The following is a 23,719-nucleotide window of genomic DNA, read 5'->3' on the forward strand; positions in this document are numbered from 1 at the left end:
GAGTTAATAAACTTTTTCAATCGTTGTTCTTGGGCATGTACCTGTACAGGATATTTGCGAAAACTGGCAGATTTCTGGACTGTATGAACACCCTTCCTGGGCCCTCAAACTCGGTGAGCAGGTACTCTCCACCGAAAAGGAAGGATTTCAACTTTCCAAATTTGCGCAATCTGAATTGCATTCCGGCGTCAAAGGCTGCCAGATGAATGTTGTCTATCAGCAGATGCTCTCCGGGTTTCAGCTCAATCACATCCACACCACCGAAGGTTGCAAGCCACACCTTTCCGATGCCTTCAAGTTTGAACCAGAACATTCCACCGGGCGTGAATATGCCTCTGAATCCTGTGAATTTCACTCCAAACTGCAACCCTGTGCTGGCAAGATAGTTCGTGTCTGAAACGTACAGGGGTTTTGACACATCAATTTCCATGATGTCTCCCGGCAATCCGGGTGCAAATACAACGTAACCCTCGCTGCCCTCCGCATAGTATGTGTTCATAAAAAGTGTTTGCTTGGTCAGTATCTTCCGCGCAAGTCCCTTCAAAAATCCTCCACCTGTGGTTGTTTTAACCCCTATGTTTGAGGACATGTACACCATGGCTCCGGCCTCGGCGGTCACACTCTCTCCGGGGGAGAGATGAACCTTCAGTTCTGCAAATGCAGGTTTGTGCAAAATCTCGCTCTTCATTTTTATCCCCGTAACCCATGAGAATTGGCCTATTAATCTTTTTCCAACGTTAATTTTATTTTAACCCTGGGCATGGCTTTCATGATGCTCGCTCTTATTTCGGACATACATGGCAATCTTCCAGCCCTCAAGGTTGTGCTTGAAGAGATTGGAGAGGCCGATTTGATTCTCTGTGCAGGGGATGTTGTTGGGTACAATCCATGGCCCAATGAGGTGATATGGGAGATAAGGAAAAGAGATATTCAATGTATCCGTGGAAACCATGATCGTGCCGTCATATACGATGATTATTCCCGTTTCAATACCTATGCAGCCATGGCAGGGGCGTGGACCCGGAGTGTACTCACCAGGGTGAACCTTGAGTATCTTTACTCCCTTAAGGACAGTATGCTTGTTGAATATGAGGGAAGGAGAATTGCAGTTCACCACGGGGCACCATTTGACGAGGATTACTACGTGTACCCTGAGGATGCCGGTGAGAGTTTGCTTCGGTACGAGAATCCCGATATGCTCGTGCTGGGCCACACCCATGTACCCTTCGTTAAGAAATTTGAAAATGGGGTTATAATAAACCCTGGAAGTGTGGGACAGCCAAGGGATGGAGATCCCAGAGCGTCCTTTGCCATCGTGGACCTTGATAATGGGGTCTACGAGATAAGGCGGGTGGAGTATCCAATAGACGAGGTTTACAATGCCATTATTGAAAATGATCTGCCACCCATTTTGGGAGAGAGGCTTTACCTAGGCTACTGATTTTTCTTTTTCATCTTCTCTTTGACTCTCCTTTCAAGGTACCTGTACTTGCCCTTGAGTTGATATGCGTATTCCTCCTTTTTTCCTATCTTTCCCTCCTCGTGTAAATAGGTGTAAAATGCTGCTATTCCCACAAGGGTTGTTATTCCAATGAGCACGTAGAGTATCCAGAGTAAACTGCTCTTAACGCTGAAGGAAGAATCGGGTATTATGCCATCCACCCTCTCGCCGAGCACCTGTGAGAGATAGTTTAGGTTAATGGTGTGGTTCTCAGTTGCCCGGTTCCATTCTTCCTTGGAGAAATACCCGGGAGACCACATTTTGTACGTGGTCCCGTTGTATTTGAAGAACAGGGAAAATCTCACAAAGTACACGCCATCGGGAGTGCCTGAGAAGGTTTTAATGTGAAATGCTACAGGTATGATTTCTTTTGAATTGATATCTCCAAGATTTATTGTGTAGTTAACACTACCGGATTCTTCTATAACAGGAGGATCCTTTATTTTCCATATGCTCTTTGCCTCCTGCTCGGTGGCCCACATGTAAATTGTTACGTGCAGCACACAGTTTTTCATAGTAGCAACGTACCTGTTCTCTATTGTGAAATTGAACTTTCCGGTATGGCCGGGCTCAATCACGGGAGTGGTAAAATTATCAAAATTGGGTACATGAGCAGGAGAACTCACGTAGGTGAGCATAAGAGCCAGGAGTATAACGGTGAATCTCATTTAAATCCCTATATTTTGCATAATTTTAAACTTTACCATGGCACAGACTTCTTTCCCATCTTGTACGCTGCAATATTCACGCCCCTGTGTATCAGAGGGGTCAGGACGAGTATTGTGAGCAATGCGGGAATGTTGCCAAATGCAAACATGAAGAAAGATGGGTAAAAGATCCAAACCAGAAACCAGGCAACGAATACGAAGGTGAGTTGATCCAGTAGAAATGCTCTTCCTCCGCTTTCTATTCCCAACCTCCTTTTTATGAACGAGCCCGTTGCATCTCCAAGCATGGCTCCAAATGCCAGGCAGAGAATTATGCCAATGGCTTTAAGTATGCTCTCAGAGAATGGGGGAAAATAGGGCTGGGGAAGGAACTTGGCGAGAACATTGAGAATTATCCCAAGGAAGAATCCCGTGAGCGAGCCACCTAAAAACCCGCGCCATGTTTTACCTTTTCCCAAGATTCTCCTCCCATCTATGAAATTTTTTCCTAGGTCCATGGGGATTTTTCCCCTGAATAGTACGGCTGCCGAATTTGGTACGTAGGCGGGGAGCATGAACCATAGGGCTGCAATTATCTCTGCAAGTACGTTCATCGGCATGGCAATGCATATGCTCAAAATAAATTTTTGGTAAAAATTAAATAAGGCGTGCTTATTAGGGGATTGGGCGCGTGGCCTAGCATGGATAGGGCGCTGGCCTTCTAAGTCAGTGGTCGCGGGTTCGAATCCCGCCGCGCCCGTTTTTGTGGGCAAAATTTATATTTGAGTTCAATTTACCGAGGGTTGGTGTCACAATGAAGCGAAGTTCAAGAAGCTGGAAAAAACGGGGAAAGATGCGCTGGAAGTGGAGAAAGAAGAGAATGCGCCGTCTTATGAGGCAGAGGCGGGCAAACAAGAGCTGATACTCTTTTCATTTCTTGCTCCTCTGATTTGTCCATCTTTAATGGTAAATTTTATATCTTTGCTGAAATTACCCGTAATTGCGGGGGCATGGGGTAGTCAGGCATCCTGGTGGGCTCCAGTTAGATGATGACAAGCGGGTCAGCTGAAAAATGATGAGTAACTGGAGCGCTGACCCACAGGAGAGACCCGCGGACCTGGGTTCGAATCCCAGTGCCCCCACTTCCTGGTAAACATTTTTCAAAATTGATAAAAATCGTTTTCTTTGAGTATGGCTGTCTTTTCTTGCAAAACCGGGGGCATCCGCCCCCTATAAAGTTTTCGGTGTTAGGTGTCAAAAATCGCTAAAATTTTAATGGGTTCGGGGGCACAGTAATACAATTATGATCACTAGAAATATTTCAATGATAGATTCTACAGGATAAAACTCCATTATAATTTATACTATTTTGTACCATTTCAATCTTGAAATTTTGTAGTTCTCTATTACTCAGAGGTTTTACGGGAGGAATCGTATATCACTTTGCCCTCATCATCGTAAACCACAACACTTTCATACTCATCCGCAAATTTAGAAAGTTCCTCTGCATTTTTGATAGCCTCCTCCTTGGAAGGATAATCGCCAATTATATCCGCTGTGAGGCTCCAGGAGTCTAGAAGGACCACCCGAAACATTCCCTGGGGAATCTCGTATCTTACTTTATCTACTCCATCCGACAGAAACTCCTCATACTCCTTCTCTTTTTCCTTTACTGTTGGAGGATGAAGCTCGCTCTTTGGTTCTCTGGGAGGTTCTTTTCTATAGACAGCTTTTATCTCCGCATTTCTGTCCACAACAGCAACCAAGGCAAGATCCTCAGGTCCTTTTTCAAATTCATTTCTAGCAAACTCTAGGGCCTCTTCAAGATTATCGTAAAGTTCTATGCTCGAATTCCTTTGAGATCCATCCTCATCCGCATAGAAGGAAAACACCACGTACTTCCATTCATCGTCTTCATCCATTTCTATTCCGACTGGGCTATCTCCAAGTCCAGATGTGGAGAGAAACATATTACCGTCAAGCATTTCTACCCATGCCTTGAATCCCTTGTACTCGTGCTCCTCTTCAATAATCTCATAATCATCAATAACCACACTTTCGTAGTGTTTACCAGCATCCACCACCTTTCCCTTGGAATCGTGGATTTCAAAACTCTCAGGGTTAAGAGGCACCTTCTCAAGATACTCCGCAAGGAAATGCGAAGCATCTCCCATGGATTTGAATCCTTTGATCATAAAGTAAAAGGGAATTAGGGGATTAGCTATTTCAAGAATCCAGTAACTCATTCCCGGTGGCACACTATTCTCTCTCAAGGCACACATTATCATGCGAATAAGGTTTCCTTCCCTATCATAGACATCGAGGGTATATCCATGCATTAGCCCAAAACTCTTCATATAACTATATAGGGATGCAATGGCATCCTCCTTACTCTCAAACATACCAAGAAGAAATCCAGAGTACTCATGGGTATCATTATCTTCTCCACCTTCTAACCTTGAGACAAAGACAAGATAGTTGATCTTCGAATTTCTCTGTTTCTCCTCCTCGTGGATTATTTTTTCCCAATCGCTTATCATATTGGGATCTTCCACCTCTTTCTTCACACTAATCTCTATTTTGGGCCTTATTTAAACATTGTTCCGAAGTATCTGCATTATTGAGATAAAGTATGGAAAATTTTATCGAAGATTCAAATATTTATTGGAATTTTATAAGGTATCATTTAAGATTTATTTTATCTTTATTTTCTGAGTTTATAACTTTTATTTACAGATTCAAATATTAGTAGAGGCAATGGGAATCAAAAAAGATAACCTACAAAATGTCCAATTATGTTGGTAGGGTTTTCAGATGTAGGAGGAGCCAAAAATGCAGGAAATGCACAAAAAAGGAAAATAAATACCAGAGAATAAATAATAGAAGTTATTATTCTGGTATAAAACTTCATCTCAGCATATTTTCTTTTTATAGATAGATAATGCATATTTTATATTATTTATCTATATTATTTATCTGTAAGATTAACCAGAGAATAGAAATAGAGAATAGAAGTGAGAGGCATTGCCCATCTACTAATTGCTGGGTAATACCTCATTATTAAAATTGTAAAATTTACGGAGAGTACTATTATAGGGAAGTAGTAATTAAGAGTTGAAATATAGTTTTTCTTTATATATTGATAATATACATAAACGAAGTATCCTATAAACGCAGTTACTAAACCAGAAAATCCAAGGACGTTTAGAGATGAGTGATGAAATACAACTATGGATGTGCATGAGACTACAAAAGGAGTGACGAGAAAAATAATAACAAATATAATTTTTCTCTCTCTCGAAAGAATTGCATTTCATTCTTCTTATTTAAAAAGGTTAAAATTATTATTTAGAGGTAGTATAGCATGATTAGAAACTGAAAAATCGCTTCGGATTAAGGCAGAGGAAGAGAATACTCTGAAAAATATTGATCTCTGCGCTGTGTGTGAGGACTTTGAAAAGCTAGAACAAAATAAAATCTAAATGAGGTAAGAGTGAATAGGGAGATAATAGCAACACTGAGTGTGTATTTTGCATCAATATGGTAACTTTATTACTTTATAAATGGAGAGATGATTTTCTCCACAGCTTTAATTTTATCTTCCATAAATAAAATATGAGAATTCTCAAGCTGATCTTTGGACATATTAAACATGTATTTTAGAGTGTCATAAGGTGTGACGGATATGATGTAAGAATTAAGTGTTATATTTCTCTCATATTTTTCATTTAATTTTTTCTCTAACTCCTTTAGTTTTCTATGAAGTTCAATTTTTTCTTTATCTCTCTCGCTAAAATGTGCAAGTCCATGAGGCTCCACAAAAATAATATGTTCTATATCTTTTCTTTTAATCCACACTATGAAATCTGGGTAAAATCCATAATTTTCAAAGAACCCAATTCCCTTTCCTCGGGTTCTATTTCTAAGTACGTATACGTATATGTCCTTTTTCTGCAATTGATTACTTATGGAAGACAAATATATTTTCAAGTATTCTATGAATTTTTCCTCTCCTTCATTGAGGCCTTTCGGAATTATTGTAATCTCCGGATGATCTTTTAAAAGAGGTTGATACAAATGCACATCAATGTAAACATTTTTTATTATGTTGTCGTACTCTCCATATAGAGGCTCGAAATCCTCATTTTCCAGTAAATCTACTAACTCCTTAAATTTTTGGAGATCTTTTAATTTAATTTTGATAGTGTACTTGTCTATGAGCAGCTCTTTATCACCTGAGCTTAGATAATCATACTTTAAGTTACTTGTTTCCCACATCATTTTATGTTTCATATAGTATTTATACACATATTTTTTTAATATTCTTATGGTCAAATCTTCAAGATATTCCAAATCTTCCATTTTAGCAGGCATCACTTTCCTTGGATCTGGCAAGTACAAATCATAAATGAATTTTCCATTTACCTCTGGCATCAGTATATCCTTTAGAGCATCCTTTGATACTTTAAGATTATAGAGACCTCTTTCCATTTTGTATTCTACTATTTCCCTGTATATGTAATTCCAATTTAATAAATCCAGATATCCGGGATCTATGTGCGAACTTATGTCTTTACTTTGAGCTAAAAGTGCCTTCTCCTCTTTGCTGCTGAGAATAGTTGCCCTTGGCCTGAGATCTAAGTTTATTTTAATATGCTCATCTTTTTCTAACTTCAAAAAGGCACTTTTTCTGAAATCAACTTTAGATGGTAACTTAGGAATGGTGAGCTTCTGAGATCCTTTTTCAATAATCTCATGAATTTTTGTTGGTATGAAAAATTCTCTTTGAGGTTCTGTAGGCACGCCTTCTTTCTCCAGGTATCCTTTAAACACTTCCATATAATTTGCCTGTATGCCGAATATGTTCAAAGTTTCTAATATGGATATGTGTTCTGGATGTGCTACATTGGGTATTGCAGTGCTTCTTTTCAGCATTTTGTTGTAGCCTTTGAGCCTCACGCCTCTGCCAAACAACTGAATCACAAGGGGCCCCTCTGTTTTACCCATGTTTATGAGTCCCATTGTGGATACCCTCCAACTATTCCAACCTTCCACAAATTTTCGCGCTCCTATTAATATGTCAATGCTGGAGTTTTCTATACCTTCAAATAGGGAATTTGTGGTATCATCTCTTTCCACAACCATACCATATTCTTCTGCGTTATCTTTTATGAATTTCAGGAACCCCTCTTTATCTCCAATGTTGATGACTCCGAAGTATTTTCCAAAAGGACCTATTTTCAATCCAATTTCTCCCTCAGCATTTTTTATGTTTACCAGATGAAGAGCATCTTTTGTGCTTATTTTGAAAATCTTTCTTTTCATATCTTCATAAATCTTCCTAGCACTTATTTCCCCTCCCCTCAAAAATGGAAAATTGGTCTCAGGGTAAGTTCTCGCAAAAACATCATTACCTTCTTTATCCAAAATTCCGGACCTTCCTTGTAGTACTCTCTCTATAGTTCTAATGGCCCAACTCTCATCATTGATGAATTTATTTATGAATTTTACCACTTTTAAAATATCAGAAACCGTTTTCCTGTCTTCTTTATTACCAAATATGTCTAATCCCTTCTTTTTTGATTCTTTTTTTCTATTCTTTGGTTGCACGGTACTTCCAATGAATACCCAGAGTGGCCGTTCAATATGGTACTTCTTTCTGTAACCCTCGTTAGAGCTATATACTTCTACCTGCTCGTAAAAAGATAGAGCATTTGCAAGAAGAAATGTGTACTGCAAATCCTCCGTAAGTGTTCTTGTGTTTATTATCCGGTAATCCTTCCCATATCCATCTCCGTAAAAATATTTGTAGGAATAATCGAATATTATGGATTTTGCATAACTCTGTAAGAGTTCATCCCCTGGAGAGATATTTTTCAATGCTTGGCCGAATGTGGCACTATACTCAAATCTGAAACCATTCTTAGATAAATCTTCTCTGTATTTTTTCCACGCGTCTCCACCGGCACCTTTATGTGCCTCATCGGCAAACACAATATTTTTGGAAGTCACACTCTTTGTGGATATGCTTACCCCTTCACCCTTCTTGTTTTCCACAAACTTGGTTATTTCAATGATTTTAACTGGAGGATAATCTCCAGAGAAAGAAGTGCCGCTCTCTTCTATGAAATAAACTGCGGGTATGCTGCTGAGCTCCAATTCCTTTTTGTGCTGTGCCGATAGCCCGGCATTTGGAGTTATTAGAATGATGTTCTCATAATTAATTTTGTGAGGGCCTTTGTTGTATTTCAAAAATTGAAGGTAGTTTATGTGCATAATTATGGTTTTACCGCTACCAGTGGCCATCCAGAATGCTAGAGTGCGGAGATCTTGTGGAGTGAAACCATACAGATTCGCTTCATCATCGTATTTGCGTTTGTTTTTCCATCCAAACTGTGTAATTTCGTTCATCAGTTGAATTGGGTCTTGGAAATATCTGTCTAAGAATATCTCCGTAAAGAGTACAGCCAAGTACTGAAAATACTTCAAGTTTATTTGAAAATCCCTTTTAGCATTTATGTGTTTCAAATACCCATATATGTTCGCATCGTAATCATCCATTTTATCCCTGATACGCGGGTCAAGATTTTTTAATGACAAGATGCGGTGATACATATAACTGTGACCTTCCTCATCATAGCCATCTTCCACATCCTCAAATTGCTTCTTCAACTCCTTAAATGAATCATATCCAAATAGGGAGCACATGTAATGGTTGAGCACCAGGTAATCATCAAGTCTTTTGGAATTCGTAGTTTTATTTTTTCCCCTGGGCATTGATTATCACGCTCCCAGCAACTTCATAAATTCCGTTTCAATGGGAATTGCATTTTCCACATAGCTGTCTCCATTCACATAAATGTAATCCGGCTCAGTATCTGCAATTTCATTCATTTTTTCCTCAATGTGGTTTTTGTCCTTCTCCAAGTCCAAATTTTCCGTGTTTCTCCACACAATAACTGTCAAGGATCCATCGCTCTTGGTGCCCACAACCCACACGTATTTTCTGTCCTCAAATCTCTCCACGAAGTATTTTTTCACATGCAAACCGAGCAGATAATTGAATGTTTCCGCCAAATCCACATTCTCATCCTTCTCCATACCATTCTCCAGAATTCTCAGTTTGTAGGAGAATGGTTTCTGGAATTTGTCAATGTTGAGCCGGCTCATACTTCCACGTGTACCGTACTCAAGCATGTGGAATATGTAATCCTCAAATTCTGCGAGTTTTGCCTGCCTACCCTCCTCATTGGCAAACACAATGTTGTTCAGGGTGTCCTCGTACTGCTCCAGGGTGTGGTATTTGAAGAAGCCACTGCCACTCCAATTAATATCATTACTTAGATGTGATCTCCTTCTCTTCCCTAATATATTAAATTCTTTATCTCCATACAAAACTATTTTTAATCTACCCAACAAGCCCAGTTTTTTCTCACTGTTATCATGGTAAAACTCACTAAAATATTCTTCTAACTCAATTCCAATCCATTTTCTTCTCAATTTATGTGATACTACCAAAGTAGTTCCAGATCCAGCAAAGAAGTCCATTACTAGATCTCCTTTTTCTGTAGTAGATTGGAGTATCCTTCTTAATAAATTCTCAGGTTTTTGTGTATTAAAACTTACATTCTCAGTTGTTCTTAATTCTGATTGCGTAAAATGGTAAATATCGTTCCATATATCACCAATAGGGTAAACTTTTTCCTTTACTTCTAACTTTTGAAGAACAAGATTTCCTTTATCGTTATATTTCTCTACGAAAAATTCAAAATCTTCAAGTCTTTGACCTCTCTTAGTCCCCTCTTTAGTGTAAGAAATCAAATCCAACCAGCCTATTGGTAATTTTGTTGTGTTTCTATTTGGCTTCCACAGTTTGATAAATTTGTAATCATTTATATATGAGCATTGAAATATTGTATCATGCTGTCTTACATATTTTTCTCCAAAACTTTTGTAGCTAAATAGTCCACTCTCATCATCTTTTGTTGCATTGGTATTCCAAATAATTTCGTTAATAACTGGAAACATTGAATTTACTAAATATCTTCCTAAATAATTAGCGTTCCAATCCAAATGGATAAAAAATGATCCGGTTTCTCTCATAAACTCTCTTGCTAATTTTATTCTGTCTATTAACAATGTAAGCCAAGATGAAGTTTGGTAATTATCTTTATAAATGAAGTCTTTTCCTGTTTTAAATGGTGGATCAATGTAAATCGTCTGCACCTTCTCGTAGTATTTATTCAAAAGCAAATTCAACGCCTGCCAGTTTTCACTTTTAATCAAAACTCCATCCAAAATATCATCCAGATAGTTGTTTTTGCTCAGAGCCACCAGCAAATTCCACTTGAATTCCTCATCAAAGTACTTAGTATCTATAGGTAACTTTTTCCACACATTTCCCTCCAGAGTGCGCTTTTCAATGAGATCCTCTTTTCTACTTACTTCCACGCCAAATAATTCTTTCCATTCTTCAATCTGCTTTTCATTATTCAATATATCATCAATTATACCTTCCAGAAATTCCTCACCTGCAAACTCTTTTATTTTATCCAGAGTGATCACATACTCAGTTTTTAGCACAAACTTCTTCTTCTCCCACAGCATTTTCTCAAAATCTTCAATTTCGGCCAGGAATTCAATTATTTTCTGGCTCAAATTTCTGAACACCTTTACTCTTCTCATGAGTTTTCGCAATTCATTCTCGTCCATACTCTCAATGCTCTCCATATTCAGCATCTCATTCTTTATGTAGAAATCAAGCTCGGTCAGGAAAAATTTTTTCAGATTTTTGTGTATGAAATAATCCTTGGTGTTCTTGGCCACATATTGCGCTATGCGTGCTTCCAAAACCGTTCTATCGCTTTCTTCACCGGATTTCTTCACAAACTTCTTGTTCAACTGCTTCTTAATATCAGGATGATTGTTCTCCTGCAACCATTCATTTATCCTTTTTACAGCATCTTCTTGCAGAGTGGTTTTTACGGTTGTTTTGTTGGTTCTATCACCAAATCCAAATCTTTGGTACTCTTCATTTGTTAATTCCCTGAACTCAAAGTATATGTTCACACTCTTACCCTTCACTTCCATAAAATCCTCTGCAGAGAGAATGAAATACTTGTCCTTTCCCTTCACATTATTTTTATCAATATGCGCCTCCCTCAACTTGAAATTTATTTCGTAAGCACCGGCACGAAATGTGTATTTCTGGAAGTACTCGGTTGTTTTCACATAGTACTGATCTTTATTTGCCCAGTAAAGCATCACTTCTTCCCCATTGTAAGGCACTATGTAATCGTTGGATTTTGTGTATCTTCTTATGGGAATCAAATCTCCATCTTGATAATATCTATCAAAAAACTCGTAAATCCTGCTGAAAATCTCTCTTTTATCTGCTGTCACATTTTCCACATTTTTCAAAGCTTTCTGTTTCTCCTTATACTTCTTTACGATAGGCACATTTTCAAACATTGGATTTATGTTACCATCTTCATCAAACACACCCTCGCCTAGATTCTCCACAACTTCCCTCCTCAAATCTTTTAATTCCTTCTCCAAATCTTTTGCATCCTGTTTGTAGAGCTCTTTGAATTCCTCCTCAACAGCATTTATTAAATCGTTTTCTATGAAATTCCTTATTTCTTCCCTTTTGAAATTCATTATTTTGTAGATGCCAAAATCCAAATCTTCCACATCAAATCTGAAAAGATTCAAAAGCAAATCTTTGAGTTTTCTCTCCATGTTTTCTTCTTCCTTCTTCAAATTTTCCACATTACCATACATCTTACTCACCTTCATCACCCATTCTGAATTTACATATGTCCCGGTAATCGCAATTTTCACAGAAATCACCGGGGTTGGGGTTATAGTTCTGATTTTGAATTTGAGATAGTAAATTCTCCGTATATATTTTTGCATTGCGGAGAGTATCTTGGCTCACGTCAATCTCATCTATTTCTCCTTCACCTAAATATACAACGCTTCCCCTTCCCACATTATATCCGAGCCCTTTGAGCCCTAAGGCATATAAACGTACCTGAAGGGCCACATGCTCCGGTTTGGTAACTTTTGTGGATGTTTTGTATTCCCTCACCTCCACAACATCACCCTTATCTATGATTACATCCACTTTACCTGCTATTGTGGAATTTTTGCTGGGAAATTCCAATCTGTATTCCACCTCTGCCACAGAGGAAATGTCTTCCATATGATCTGCCACATAATTCACAAGAATATTCTCCGCACTTTTCTTTAGTTTTTGAGCTTTATATTTCGGTGCATAAGGTAAGTAGAATCCTTTATCTACAGCCTCTAATATTGCACTTAATGGATTATACCCTTCTTTATGGAGTTCTACAGCTCTGCGTAAGGAGTAATGAAGTGCATTCCCATATCCCAGTTCCTCTGCAAGTGGAGCTTGATAGTTCCATACATGTCTTAATCTGTAAAAGTAGGGGCACTTCACATAATCCACTATTTCACCTGCCTCAAATGTGGATACCTCGATCTCACCGGTAACCACTGAAGGTGAATCAGTATCTATTTTGAATTTATCTTCTGCTCTTAAAATCTCCAAATTTCTGGGATTATCTTCCAGGACCTCCCGTAGGAAGCAGCTGATAGTTGCCTTCTTAACATTATATTTCTCAAAAAAGCTTAGCACCAATGTACTTTTTGCTCTTGTTGCAGCCACATAAAACAATCTTCTTTCATCTTCCATTTTTGTATCGTATCTACGTGCAGGGAATAGATCCCTGTCTATGAGCCACATTCTCTTTTCCGCTATATGTGAAGAGGGAAATCTTCTACTCACTAATGATGGTATGAACACAACATGCCATTCAAGACCTTTTGCTTGGTGAATTGTGGTTACCTGCACAGCATCCACTGCTCTGATGTCCTCACTTGGTTGCTCCTCATAGGCTGTGGATGCATATGTTATAATGTACCATATTAATCCCTTTAGCAAAGAATTGTTCCATTTAAGTTTGTTCCCCCCCAATCTCACAGCATTCTCATAATCTCCCAGTAAAACGCTAAATCTTCCAAGATTTGCCATTATGGCAGCATGGAGTTTGTTAGAGGGTTCCAAATCCTTAAACTTGAGAATGTTAAGAACCTCATGATAAACCTCTTGGAAGTTATGGTATTTGCCATTTAACACATCCTCCCTCCAGATCTCTAATTTTTCTTTAACCTGATCTTTTTCATCTAAATCCAACAATTTTGTGGCACTTATCCAATCATTCAATGCAGAGTCTAATAGTTCTTCATTTTCCACTTTACCGTGGTAATCATACCAAAATCCCTCATCCCAGAGCCAGCAGAATAACTTGCCTAGAGCCAAGGCCTCCTCCCTTCTAAATAAACCAATAGTCCCTCCTACGATGTATGGGATGTCCCTACTTTTTAGTTCTTGGATAATGGGATCGCCTGAGGTAGTCACACTTCTTAGAAGAATACCAAAATCTGAATACCTCATATTCTTCTCACTTACTAAATTCTCTATCTGATCTACAATCCATTTTGCTTCCTCTTTTGGAGTTTTTGCTTTTGCCACATACACATGTCCATCTTCATCTTTCACAGGTGTCATTTCATCAAATTTCCTTTTTTCAAATCTGTTAGCAATTTTATTTCCTACTTCTACTATTCTTTTGGTGCTCCTCCTATTTTCAGGAATAACTATAGTTTCCGCATCTGGATATATTTCCGTGAATCTTTCAAAACACTCATCATCCGAACCTCTCCACTGATAAATGGTTTGTCTTGGATCTCCTACAACCATAATGCTAGCATTTTTTCCAACTAATTTTATTAGCTCCTCTTGGGCATGATTTATATCCTGATACTCATCCACAATGAGATACTTCACCATGGGTAATCTTTCCGGATTTTCCTTTATATTTTTAACTGCAAGATAAATGAGGCGTCCAAATGTAAGTTTGTGGTACTCATCTAAAGTACTTTCATATTTTTCAAACACATGGTAAAATTCTGGATTTTTCTTGGATAACTTGTCTCTTGGAATAATCTCATCATACACAACATTTACTGCCTCTAGGAATTTTTTGCACTTGTCTCCATAATTTTGTCCCCTTAGTTTATTCACTCCTATTCCCCAACCTCTCTTCATAACAAAAGCCATCTCTTGTTTATCGTCCATAACATCGTAATTTCCATATCCGAAATAATCTTGAAGTATGCGAAGGGCGTAGCTGTGGATTGTCCCAATATACATTTTGCCTAACTTATGGGCGTATTCTTCGCCTTTTATATCAATTATGCGGGAGTATATTCTGGATTTCATAGATTGTGCGGCCTTCTCCGTAAATGTAAATGCTACGATGGTATCTGGTTCAACATTTTTGCATAACAATAAATACAGAATTCTTCTTGTTAGAGTTTCTGTTTTACCAGCTCCTGCACCTGCTAAAATACGTATATGTTTTGCACTGCTCTCTACGGCACTTTTTTGAGCAGGAGACAAAGGAGAATTTTGGAAGGGTCCATTGATAATCATATTATAAATTTCATCTGAACAAATTTCATTCACCATTACTAATTAGTATGAAAGGATGATTAATAAATTTTTCCACATACTATTAAAAACCATGGGTTAAACCTTAAAAATCCCCTTTTTGCCTTACAATTTTTGGTGGCTAAATAGAAACAATGTTACTTGGTAGAATATTGAGAGCTAAAAAGCATACCCTAGTAATTATTCATTTCTCAGACCTTAACAAATTAACAATATTCTCCATATGATCTTTACTGAAAAAAATAGTTGCAGGTTTTCCGGCGATATCGATTTCTATCTCATATCCCATATTTGTTGGTCTATTTGGGACATACTCAGCCGTATATTCATCATTCTTTATCTTTTCAGCGAGGATCAATATATTAGTTAAATCATATCCTCCAACTTTCATACGGGTATGACAATTAGGACACAAGGAGAGCGCATTAAACTTACTATCGGCCCAAGTATGTTTTCCTCTCACCTCATTATACATATGTACAGCCGTATTTAATCCTTTCTAACCCCATCGCCCGCAATTTCGGACAACGTTTTGCGGACATATGAAGTTGGTGAACTAAGTGAGCCAATTTGGGCGGATGTGCGAAGCACCATAGCCGTATGTCCGCGGTTAGGCGAAGCGGTTGCAACAATCATTTTATACCCCCCATTTTGTCTCGTATATTTTTGGGCAAGAAATAGTAAAAATATCCTTTTGCATTATGACTTTTGAACTTTGCTGGAAGTGCTTTAGATTTTTCAGATTTTACGTAAATCTTATCACCTGATACGTGAACAACCTTCCAAACTTTCCCAGCAAGCACGAAAATATCATCAATAGGATATTGTACTTCACCAACGATTTGCTTAGAGCTAACATCGACAACTTTTAATGTTTTGGTAGATGGAATATTTGAGTGAATTTTACCCCTTTCGCCCCAATCCATCAGTTTAGTTGTTGCATACCACTTATCATATCTTTTCTCTATCCATCCTTTTGTTTCTAAATGACTCAATATGTCTTTTAGATCACCTTCTGAACAAAATCCGTTAAAAAGTTCAATAAAATAATCGCTTTCTAATCCGCTTGGATTTGCATAAAGAGATGAGAATATTTGTTGGACAACTACAGATAAATCGGGTGAATATTCTACTGGTTCCACCAACCCTTCAATTGCTACCTTAAACATCCTCTCAAACATTGCTCTCTCCTCTTCAGAACTAAATATAGCAAAAACCCTACATTTCTGTGTACGACGATTGCCCCTTCCAATCCGCTGAAGCAACGATGAGATACTCCAAGGGATCTCAGCAAGCACAATAGCATCTATGTCTCCGATGTCAATACCAACTTCAAGTGTCATGGTAGCGACGCAAACTCCATATTGGGTCTCTTTCATAAAACTCTCTGCTTCCTTCCGAATTTGCTTGCTTAAACTTCCATGATGAACAACGACTATATCGTTACCCCATAATCTTTTACATTCTTTTGCAACATTCTCTACATTAGCCCTCTTATTGCAGAAAATTAATAACTTCTTTAATTTCTCTTCTCTCGCGTAATCAAAAACTTCTCTGAGTGATTTTACAAGAGTATATTTAATTTCTCGTTTAGCGGAGGCTATAATAACTTCAAAGTCTTTTAAATACCTGCTACCCACGCTTTCAGGGTCGGCAATTGTGGCAGATAGTGCATACATGTTAAAATCTGTCTCTGCGATATATTCTAATCTCCTTAAAAGTAATCTTAGCTGGTCACCTCTATAGGTATTATCAATGAGGTGTATCTCATCTAATATTACTGCTTTTAAATTCTTAAAACTTGAAGGATATCTGCATATTAAAGAGTCCAAGGATTCGGGAGTAGTTATCAAAAAATCTGGAAGTTTATCTGGATTAAACTGTGGCTTGTCGCCAGTTTTTAATGATAGCGAGACATTAAGTTCCTCCAATTGCTCTTTCAGTCGATAATACATATCATTTACTAATGCTCTGGTAGGACAAACATAAAGTATTGACAAACCTTTCCAGTTTTCATTAAGCAATCTCTCGATTAATGGTGCTACAACGGCTTCTGTTTTTCCACTTGCTGTAGAGGATACTATGATGGCATTTTTTCTTTTTAAAATCAGAGGGATTGCTTTTTCTTGGATAGGAAGTAATTTTCCGAATCTACCAAAGAAAGTCGTCCATGTTCGTTTTAATTTCAACTTTAATTCTTTTTGAGCAGTTATCATCTTAGTAACTCCTCCATTGATTTATTTGGATAAAAACGTATAAGATCAAGAACCTCCACAACTCCTTTTATAAATTTGCGAGTTTTGTCGTTGGGTATCTTATCAAATAATAGTTCCGAGTTATAGTTTATACTGATGTCTTCATATGCATCTTTGTAATATTTAATTATTTTATTTAATAGCTCTTTAAATGCATCATTGCTAATTACACCAATGTCGATCTTATTTTTATAATCCCATATAGGTGTAAAAGCAAATAAAACTTTTAAATGGGACGGTAGCTTCCAAGCAAACCTAATCGGATTATTTCTTGGAAAACCACAATAAGTTAATCCCGTATTTTTTCCTTTCAAGTTTTCTATTTTCTCAGTTAAAAGTAAATTGAAGTTATTTGACAAAAGTATAATTCCTTTAATAAAGTTCATCCCTTTTTCAGACTGATATTTGTAGTCATACTCACTTATATTCTCTGCTTCATCAAATAATATTAAAAAACCTCTCATTTTTAGAATTTCATATGCTGCCCATGAGATTCCATTCAAAATATAACAATATATATTAGCTGCCGTCCCAGATTTATATAGAGATGGACGATACCAATTATATTCTCCCTCAATCCATTCCCAGATAATTTCTTCACTTAATCGTTGATATAACCAAGTATTTCTCTTTTTAAATTCGTCAATGAGCTTTTTAAAATATATGTGGTTTTCCAAATATGGGGATTTGTTACTGTTTATCACTTCTCTTATAAAATCACGAAATCCTAGATATTTACCATTCTTCTTCCATTTGATGTTCTTTATAATCTGCTGATATATTTGATACGGTCTGAAAAATGGATTTTCATTACGACCTATTTCCACGAGTGAAACCATCCAATTATTATTAAGAGAAATAGAATATATATATTCTAGAAGATGTGTTTTTCCAGAACCATAATCACCCCGGATTATAAATGTCCCATCCTGTTCATTATTAAGCCACTTTTTTATTTCGTTTATTTCTTCTTCACGTCCAAATGTAAATTCCTCCACGTATTCATGAGGAACGATACCCAATCTTAAAGCTTCAATTATTTGTCTTGCTTTAAATTGTTTTTCAGAAAGCACTCGTTTTGTATGTTTATGTTTAACCAGAATAGGGGCTTCTGATAAGAATCTAACTTCATCTTTTCTTACCCATCTCCTAATTCCATCCTCGAATTCTACATATAGCTCAAATCCCCCATATCTCTCCCGCAGTATTTTTCCTTTTCCGTAAGTTCTGTGCTCTATCAACTGCATATCACATCCCTATCCCATACCTATGTCTTCAGGTGTAACGGTTTTTCCCGTTTTGCGTAATTTATGGAAGGTTTTAATTATGTCCTGGACAAATAGCCTTTTATATCCAATTTCCAGCTTTCTCTTATAAGCTGCTTCAGCAATGTTCTTTATTGTTTCCTTAAGCACATTGTCATCAAATTTTATACTATAGGCTATTTCATAGATTCTGGCTAATTTTTGACCTATCTCTTTTAAAAGTTCAACGGGTTCAATCGGGATGTTATCAAGGTATATTTTAACTCCAGTTGGGTTTATTTCTGTATCAAAAATCGTAGCAACTCTCTGTCGTAAAGCTTCATAAATTTGTGAATGCCCTTCAAGAAAATTTTCATCAGGTACTGCATAGAACCACATAGTATTCTTGAAATTGGCATGTCCGCATTCATCTATTAGCTCCCTTAAATTATTTAAAAGAAGACCTTTTTGTTTAGAAGACATGCTTGGTGTTTGCTCGGCTTCGTCCATTAAAACAATAACTCCCGAATACCCTATTTCTCGTATCCACTGGACAAGAGATCGAATCATTTTAAAAGCGGTGCTTTTGTCTATCTTTTCAAAAATTTTAAAGTCTTTCAACATATTTTTAGGAGGGTTTTCGCCTTTCAACCACTGCATTATTAGCGTAAAATCTTCTTCACGTTTTTCAGATAAAGCTATAAACGCCTCCTTCACAGCATTTCTAAAGCTTGTGCTTTCATAAGGTCCTAATGATGATGCGTAGGTATGTAGTTCCCTTAATACAGCGTCACCAGACAATCTTTTTGAGAGCTCTTGGTATTTCTCACCATACCACTTTTTTATAACGGCTTCTATGCCTCTATCGTAGCCAGTCAAAAGTTTTTTGGGCTTTTGTGGATAAACTAAGTTTGTCACTATGGATTTATACACTTGCTCTAATTTGTGAAATGGTGTTTGTTCAGGACTCAGCATTATGAAAGATGTTATGTAATTGTAATTCCAAGCCCTTTCTCTGATACTATATAAAAAATGTGTTTTTCCACCACCATATATGCCAATTACCATTTTAAATGCTGAACCACCCTCTCTTATGAAACTTCTAAGATATTCCTCATCTATCGTATCCAAATAGATGTCCAGTCCCGCTGTAAAAAACTGGAATCCGTACTCTGGCGGATTTCCTTGACCTCCCACTATCTCTATAATCTTTCTTGCTACATTGGGATCTATATCGTTCATGTTCTCACCTCCCTAAACTTAATGTGTGATATATAATTACCATCGCCTTTTTCATTGGATGGGATCCAGAGGAAGTCAGATTTTTTTCTGGTGTATGCTCGTGTAGCGGTGATAAGGTTTAATTCCATATCATTAAGTCTTCTTTCTTTCAATCTATATAAGTCATAACTAAAGAAAACGCGACCATACTCCTTGTAATTGTTTTTTGTTGGATTTATTTTAAACTTTTTATCTTGGATGAGAAATGCATACTCAAAAAGAATATCAGAAATTGGTATTTGGTCGCCTATTTTTTTATTTTGACGATATGCAGAAATCCTGTATGCCTCATATACTTTTGATAGAAATTCATTATCATTAAAATGTCGTTGAGTAAGTTTCTTATGTATAGTGCTTAATTTTTTAACTACTTCTTCTGGAGCTAATTTACATGTAGCTAATTTCTCTTGCTGTGGGCCATACCATATCAAAACTTTAAAGTTTTCTAAATCTACTTCAAGCGTATAAAAAGATACCTTAAGCAAGGGGTAATGACCCCTTAGTTCAAAACCCATTTTCCTCATGTCTTCTTCTAATTTTTGTCCAAAAGTATTTTTTGCTTCCTCTTCCCACTCAGCAACTCTTGATTTAATCGATTGGACATCCTCTTCTATTCTTTCTTTTACGAAATCTTCTAATTTGCTTTGTTTTAGTGTTTTTTCAATCTTGAGCACCTCTTGTTTTATTTTATGCAGATTGGTTAGTGGATCACTTTGATACTTATCGATATTCTTAACAAATTTTAATAGATTTTGAAGATTGGCCTTTTCTTTGGATAATATTTTTAAGATTTCCTCATCCATCTTTTATCACCTTCTTATTGTTTAATGTAACCGTTTCGCCTAACTTCTGTTGTACGAACTCTTTATTCTCATAACCTCCCACACCAGAGTTATTCGGGAGTTTTATCGCGCTACAACGCATCAACGAAGATATAAACATATAGGATAAAAACCTTGCTCCGAAGGATCTATTTACAAATTTCAAGAATGGGGCAGAGATGTCCCACGAGTACCGCATACCTCTGAAATTTCGGAGATAACTTTATATACCCTCTCGTAAAAGTGCAATAAAATGCTCCCCGAAAATCTCATGGGCAAGGATGTTGAAGTCAGCGTTGGGGATATGATTTACACCGGGAGAGTTGCAGATGTTGATGATGAGGCACTTTTCGTGGAGGATGGCGGGGAGAAATACATAATCCCCTGGCAAAATGTGCTCTACATCGCCGAGAAGAGAGATGCGTACATGGACTATGCACTGCGCAGGGAGATAAGGCATAAAAAACTTGTTTATGTGGCAATATGTTTTGCCATGATGGCCGGGGGCGCTTTGGTAGGGCTTCTTGTGAGGTGGTTATCTTGAATTACAGGGAGAAGTATGGTGACTCTAAGGTTCTCATAGAGCTTGATGACTCCACGCTTATATACGGAGTTATATCCGAGGAAGATCCTGCATTCATCCTTGTTGATAACTCTCTTGAAATCACGCCAGATGGAAAGGCATACTCGCACAGCAAAACGGTGGTGAAGCGGGACAGAATAAAGAGTGTTGAGAATCCCAAGATTGATGAAATTCGTGGGATTGCAGCCGAGCGCAGGACAGATGATTATACGGTGTTAATTTTATCTGCTTTCTTTGGAGCGGCAATTCTGTTTCTTATTTTGGGGTTTGGATAAATGATAGAATCTTCGCAGTAATAATTATATACACCCATCATTGTTTTGTTAGTTGTACTACTGGAGGCGAAAATATGGATTTAAGAGAGGGTATGATAAAAAAAGTGAAAGAGAATGGGATTAGTTCCTGAACCTCCCAACCTCGTACCCGGCCAGGGCTGTTATATCCATGCATCTACCCTGTGTTAGAATCTGGAACATGGTAGGATGAAAATTTTGGAAGTTTAGAAAAAGTTGAGAAAATCGAAAATGTCCCGGAAATTTTTCACGCAACTTCTTGGGTAGTATCACTATGATGAGAGGAGGATTTTCCATGTATACATGTATATATAGAGATGCCCCATGGGGCATCTCTATTATAATATATACATGAGAATGCACGTGTTTTTCCTATAGGAAATCATGGAAATATGGGAGTAATATGAGGTTTAGACCTAAACTTTTTCTAAACTTTTCTAAACCATCTCAAAAACCTGTAAAATACTACTTCCAACCAATTTCTAAACTTTTTCTAAACCTTTCTAAATTTTCCTAAACTTTTCTAAACCGCTCTAAACTTTCGTGTAATACTACTTCCAACCGCTCTCAACCCGCTGATTTTTGAGGGGATTTTTATATATTACTCAGCCACGATAAAATTCCATGTTTCTCTGATTTTCAACCATATTTTGGAAAAAATTTGAAATAAAAATAATGCGTTGAAAAATAAGTTAAATACAGAAAATTTTGAATTTTGCAGTAGCATAGAATCAGTACCATTATACAAAATTAAAATTCGGAAAAATACAGGAAAAATATGGAAATTTTGGAAAATCTCCCAAAATCTTTTCCAATTTTGGAAAAATTTAAAAATATTGCATTTTAGTGGTGAGTATGGGAAGGTTGAACATGCGTGATGAAGTATGGCGATATGTGAAGGAGGGATACATGCTCAGAGAGTCACCAAAATGGTACGGAGGATACGGATATTTCTATTTCATCTATCCTGGAGAAAAGACCGATAGGAAGAATTTGCGCATAAAAATCACAAAGAAAGCTCTGGAGGATTTGGAGAGGGATATAAAGGCGGAGATAAAAAAGAGGCATGGGAGAATCTACTATATCGAGCCAGATAGAAGGGGTGGGAGATATGAATTGAGGTTGACCCTAAAAAAGGTAATGAGGCGCGTGGATGAAAAAACATTTGAGAAACTGTTTCAACTTGGAGGTAGAGGGGTGAATCTTGATGTGCTAATCTATGATTTGGGACTGAGCACACTTTTTCTCCTTCTGCCCCGAGTTAATCTAAATGAGGAAGATATACTGGATTCTGAGAAGGTTGTGAATGCTGTGATGAAGCAACTGCTTACACTTATTGAGGAGACGCAGAAAAATTGAAAGGGAAAAATTATGCTTTATAAAGTGAAGATGAGAATTTATGATTTGTAAATGATGCTTCAGGAGAACTTTGTAGTGTGGAAATCAATCCACATCACCAAACTCGTATATTATATAGAAATCAATTGAAGGAGCAAAAGAAAAATATGGGTTGGATAAAGTTTGGAATGCAATAAATGCGGCTACTCAAAAGGATCCATTTGCCAGTTTCTCGCTGCCATAACTATATCTATTTTCTCGATGTCAGCCACCAGGATTGCCCATATATATCCGGGATCGTTCTCAAATTTTTCTATGGATTGGAACACTATTTCCTCCTCATCTCCTTCAATTATTTCATATTCAAAGTTTTGATGGTTCATATCTAGGTATCCGACTAGAAAACCTCTTTTGTTGGTTATGTTTACTATCGTGTAAAAATCATCTATATTTATATGCAGATACTTCTCGTCTGATGTTTCTTCTAGCCACACGGTGAATACATCCTGGCTATCCTTCTTGATGGATGGATCTTCATCAAAAATATTTTCATCGGGTATCATGGAGTCTTCATCATCGAATATAGGAAAATCATCTAAGTATGTTGGTAATTCATCCTCAAAGCTATCTTCGGATAGCATGTCTGGAAGGTTACCTGCATATTCTTTCTCCGTATCCACCACATCGCCATACTCATTCTCTATTACATAACCTCCGTCGTTTTCATGTATTACAAAATTCAAAATGCTTGAGAGGCACATATCGGCTTCTGGAATGGTATCAAAGGTGTTTATTATGTACTCCGTACTGTCAACGATTTTTACAACCTTGTACCGTCTTCCTTTGATATTCAAAGGATGCGTGGTTGTGTGTCTCTGGAGGGTGGCCATTTTCTTCAGCACATTGCCTTTAGAATCTACCAGGAGTATAACTATGCTGGAAGATATTCCAAAACTGGAAACTATGGAATGTACGACTCTCCACAGTTCTTCTGGATCATTGTTCTCTATTTGAAGGGAAATCCTTTTTTCATCTATATTTATAAACAGTGCCCGGTTTGTGTATAGCTTTTCAGAATTTCCTTTCAGAAAAGCCTCTATCCGTTCCTTACCCAACTCGTTTTCTCCGTTCATAGTGGTTGGTGCTTCTACTATAATTTTAATTTATCGCCGAACTATTTTCATGCAGGTTGGAGCCCCACCAAAATTTGCCCAA

At 37.3% G+C, this 23,719-nt stretch carries 18 protein-coding genes and 2 tRNA genes; 7 read left to right on the plus strand and 13 right to left on the minus strand.

Annotated features, from left to right (window positions below; genetic code table 11):
* Nucleotides 1-16: 16 nt before the first annotated feature.
* Nucleotides 17-688: a TIGR00266 family protein gene (locus tag ACIM339_RS05880; RefSeq protein ID WP_015283697.1), complete on the minus strand. Its 672-nt coding sequence runs from the start codon at nucleotides 686-688 to the stop codon at nucleotides 17-19.
* Nucleotides 689-772: 84 nt separating this feature from the next.
* On the opposite strand from ACIM339_RS05880, the gene ACIM339_RS05885 reads away from it, so the two are divergent.
* A complete protein-coding gene (locus tag ACIM339_RS05885; protein ID WP_015283698.1) occupies nucleotides 773-1,441 on the plus strand; it encodes a metallophosphoesterase in 669 nt (222 codons plus the stop codon).
* On the opposite strand, the gene ACIM339_RS05890 is transcribed toward ACIM339_RS05885, so the two are convergent.
* Together ACIM339_RS05890 and ACIM339_RS05895 are read right to left on the minus strand one after the other, a co-directional pair.
* Nucleotides 1,435-2,169 (minus strand): hypothetical protein, encoded by a 735-nt coding sequence (locus ACIM339_RS05890; protein WP_015283699.1) that lies wholly within the window; start codon nucleotides 2,167-2,169, stop codon nucleotides 1,435-1,437. The two genes, ACIM339_RS05885 and ACIM339_RS05890, sit on opposite strands and share 7 nt — an antisense overlap.
* A gap of 32 nt (nucleotides 2,170-2,201) precedes the next feature.
* A complete protein-coding gene (locus ACIM339_RS05895) occupies nucleotides 2,202-2,762 on the minus strand; it encodes a CDP-2,3-bis-(O-geranylgeranyl)-sn-glycerol synthase (RefSeq protein ID WP_015283700.1) in 561 nt (186 codons plus the stop codon).
* Between the two features lie 71 nt (nucleotides 2,763-2,833).
* Between ACIM339_RS05895 and ACIM339_RS05900 the strand changes: the two genes are divergently transcribed.
* From ACIM339_RS05900 to ACIM339_RS05905, 3 genes are all read left to right on the plus strand, one after another.
* A tRNA-Arg gene (locus ACIM339_RS05900) sits at nucleotides 2,834-2,908 on the plus strand.
* Between the two features lie 54 nt (nucleotides 2,909-2,962).
* A complete protein-coding gene (locus tag ACIM339_RS07850) occupies nucleotides 2,963-3,070 on the plus strand; it encodes a 50S ribosomal protein L41e (protein WP_081440616.1) in 108 nt (35 codons plus the stop codon).
* A gap of 82 nt (nucleotides 3,071-3,152) precedes the next feature.
* A tRNA-Trp gene (locus tag ACIM339_RS05905) sits at nucleotides 3,153-3,290 on the plus strand.
* A 264-nt stretch (nucleotides 3,291-3,554) separates the two neighbouring features.
* Here the strand turns inward: ACIM339_RS05905 and ACIM339_RS05910 are convergent.
* The 9 genes from ACIM339_RS05910 to ACIM339_RS05950 form a co-directional block, all read right to left on the minus strand.
* Nucleotides 3,555-4,715 (minus strand): hypothetical protein, encoded by a 1,161-nt coding sequence (locus ACIM339_RS05910; protein WP_015283701.1) that lies wholly within the window; start codon nucleotides 4,713-4,715, stop codon nucleotides 3,555-3,557.
* A 985-nt stretch (nucleotides 4,716-5,700) separates the two neighbouring features.
* Complete coding sequence (locus tag ACIM339_RS05915; protein ID WP_015283702.1) at nucleotides 5,701-8,925, minus strand: DEAD/DEAH box helicase family protein; 3,225 nt, start codon at nucleotides 8,923-8,925, stop codon at nucleotides 5,701-5,703.
* A 6-nt stretch (nucleotides 8,926-8,931) separates the two neighbouring features.
* Nucleotides 8,932-11,931, minus strand: a complete 3,000-nt coding sequence (locus ACIM339_RS08005) for a DNA methyltransferase (protein WP_015283703.1) — start codon at nucleotides 11,929-11,931, stop codon at nucleotides 8,932-8,934.
* A gap of 1 nt (nucleotide 11,932) precedes the next feature.
* The gene (locus ACIM339_RS05925) at nucleotides 11,933-14,707 is read right to left on the minus strand and encodes an ATP-dependent DNA helicase (RefSeq protein WP_015283704.1); all 2,775 of its coding nucleotides are present in this window, start codon (nucleotides 14,705-14,707) and stop codon (nucleotides 11,933-11,935) included.
* A 166-nt stretch (nucleotides 14,708-14,873) separates the two neighbouring features.
* A complete protein-coding gene (locus tag ACIM339_RS05930; protein ID WP_015283705.1) occupies nucleotides 14,874-15,164 on the minus strand; it encodes a hypothetical protein in 291 nt (96 codons plus the stop codon).
* 157 nt (nucleotides 15,165-15,321) lie between these two features.
* Entirely contained in the window at nucleotides 15,322-16,905 is a 1,584-nt protein-coding gene (locus ACIM339_RS05935; protein ID WP_015283707.1) for a DEAD/DEAH box helicase, read from the minus strand.
* Complete coding sequence (locus tag ACIM339_RS05940; protein WP_015283708.1) at nucleotides 16,902-18,191, minus strand: BREX system ATP-binding domain-containing protein; 1,290 nt, start codon at nucleotides 18,189-18,191, stop codon at nucleotides 16,902-16,904. Before ACIM339_RS05940 ends, ACIM339_RS05935 begins: the two co-directional genes overlap by 4 nt.
* 9 nt (nucleotides 18,192-18,200) lie before the next feature.
* Entirely contained in the window at nucleotides 18,201-19,430 is a 1,230-nt protein-coding gene (locus ACIM339_RS05945; RefSeq protein WP_015283709.1) for a BREX system ATP-binding domain-containing protein, read from the minus strand.
* Nucleotides 19,427-20,272, minus strand: a complete 846-nt coding sequence (locus tag ACIM339_RS05950) for a hypothetical protein (RefSeq protein WP_015283710.1) — start codon at nucleotides 20,270-20,272, stop codon at nucleotides 19,427-19,429. The genes ACIM339_RS05945 and ACIM339_RS05950 overlap by 4 nt, the downstream gene beginning before the upstream one ends.
* A gap of 271 nt (nucleotides 20,273-20,543) precedes the next feature.
* Here ACIM339_RS05950 and ACIM339_RS05955 point away from each other — a divergent pair, with 271 nt between their 5' ends.
* The 3 genes from ACIM339_RS05955 (at nucleotide 20,544) to ACIM339_RS05970 (ending at nucleotide 22,525) form a co-directional block, all read left to right on the plus strand.
* The gene (locus ACIM339_RS05955; RefSeq protein ID WP_015283711.1) at nucleotides 20,544-20,834 is read left to right on the plus strand and encodes a hypothetical protein; all 291 of its coding nucleotides are present in this window, start codon (nucleotides 20,544-20,546) and stop codon (nucleotides 20,832-20,834) included.
* Entirely contained in the window at nucleotides 20,831-21,148 is a 318-nt protein-coding gene (locus tag ACIM339_RS05960; RefSeq protein WP_048103840.1) for a hypothetical protein, read from the plus strand. Before ACIM339_RS05955 ends, ACIM339_RS05960 begins: the two co-directional genes overlap by 4 nt.
* 873 nt (nucleotides 21,149-22,021) lie before the next feature.
* Nucleotides 22,022-22,525: a hypothetical protein gene (locus tag ACIM339_RS05970; protein WP_048103843.1), complete on the plus strand. Its 504-nt coding sequence runs from the start codon at nucleotides 22,022-22,024 to the stop codon at nucleotides 22,523-22,525.
* A gap of 182 nt (nucleotides 22,526-22,707) precedes the next feature.
* Here ACIM339_RS05970 and ACIM339_RS05975 read toward each other — a convergent pair whose 3' ends face one another.
* Entirely contained in the window at nucleotides 22,708-23,637 is a 930-nt protein-coding gene (locus ACIM339_RS05975; RefSeq protein ID WP_015283714.1) for a hypothetical protein, read from the minus strand.
* Nucleotides 23,638-23,719 lie beyond the last annotated feature (82 nt).

Origin of the sequence: Aciduliprofundum sp. MAR08-339 (genome assembly GCF_000327505.1) — an archaeon.
Lineage (GTDB): Archaea > Thermoplasmatota > Thermoplasmata > Thermoplasmatales > Aciduliprofundaceae > Aciduliprofundum.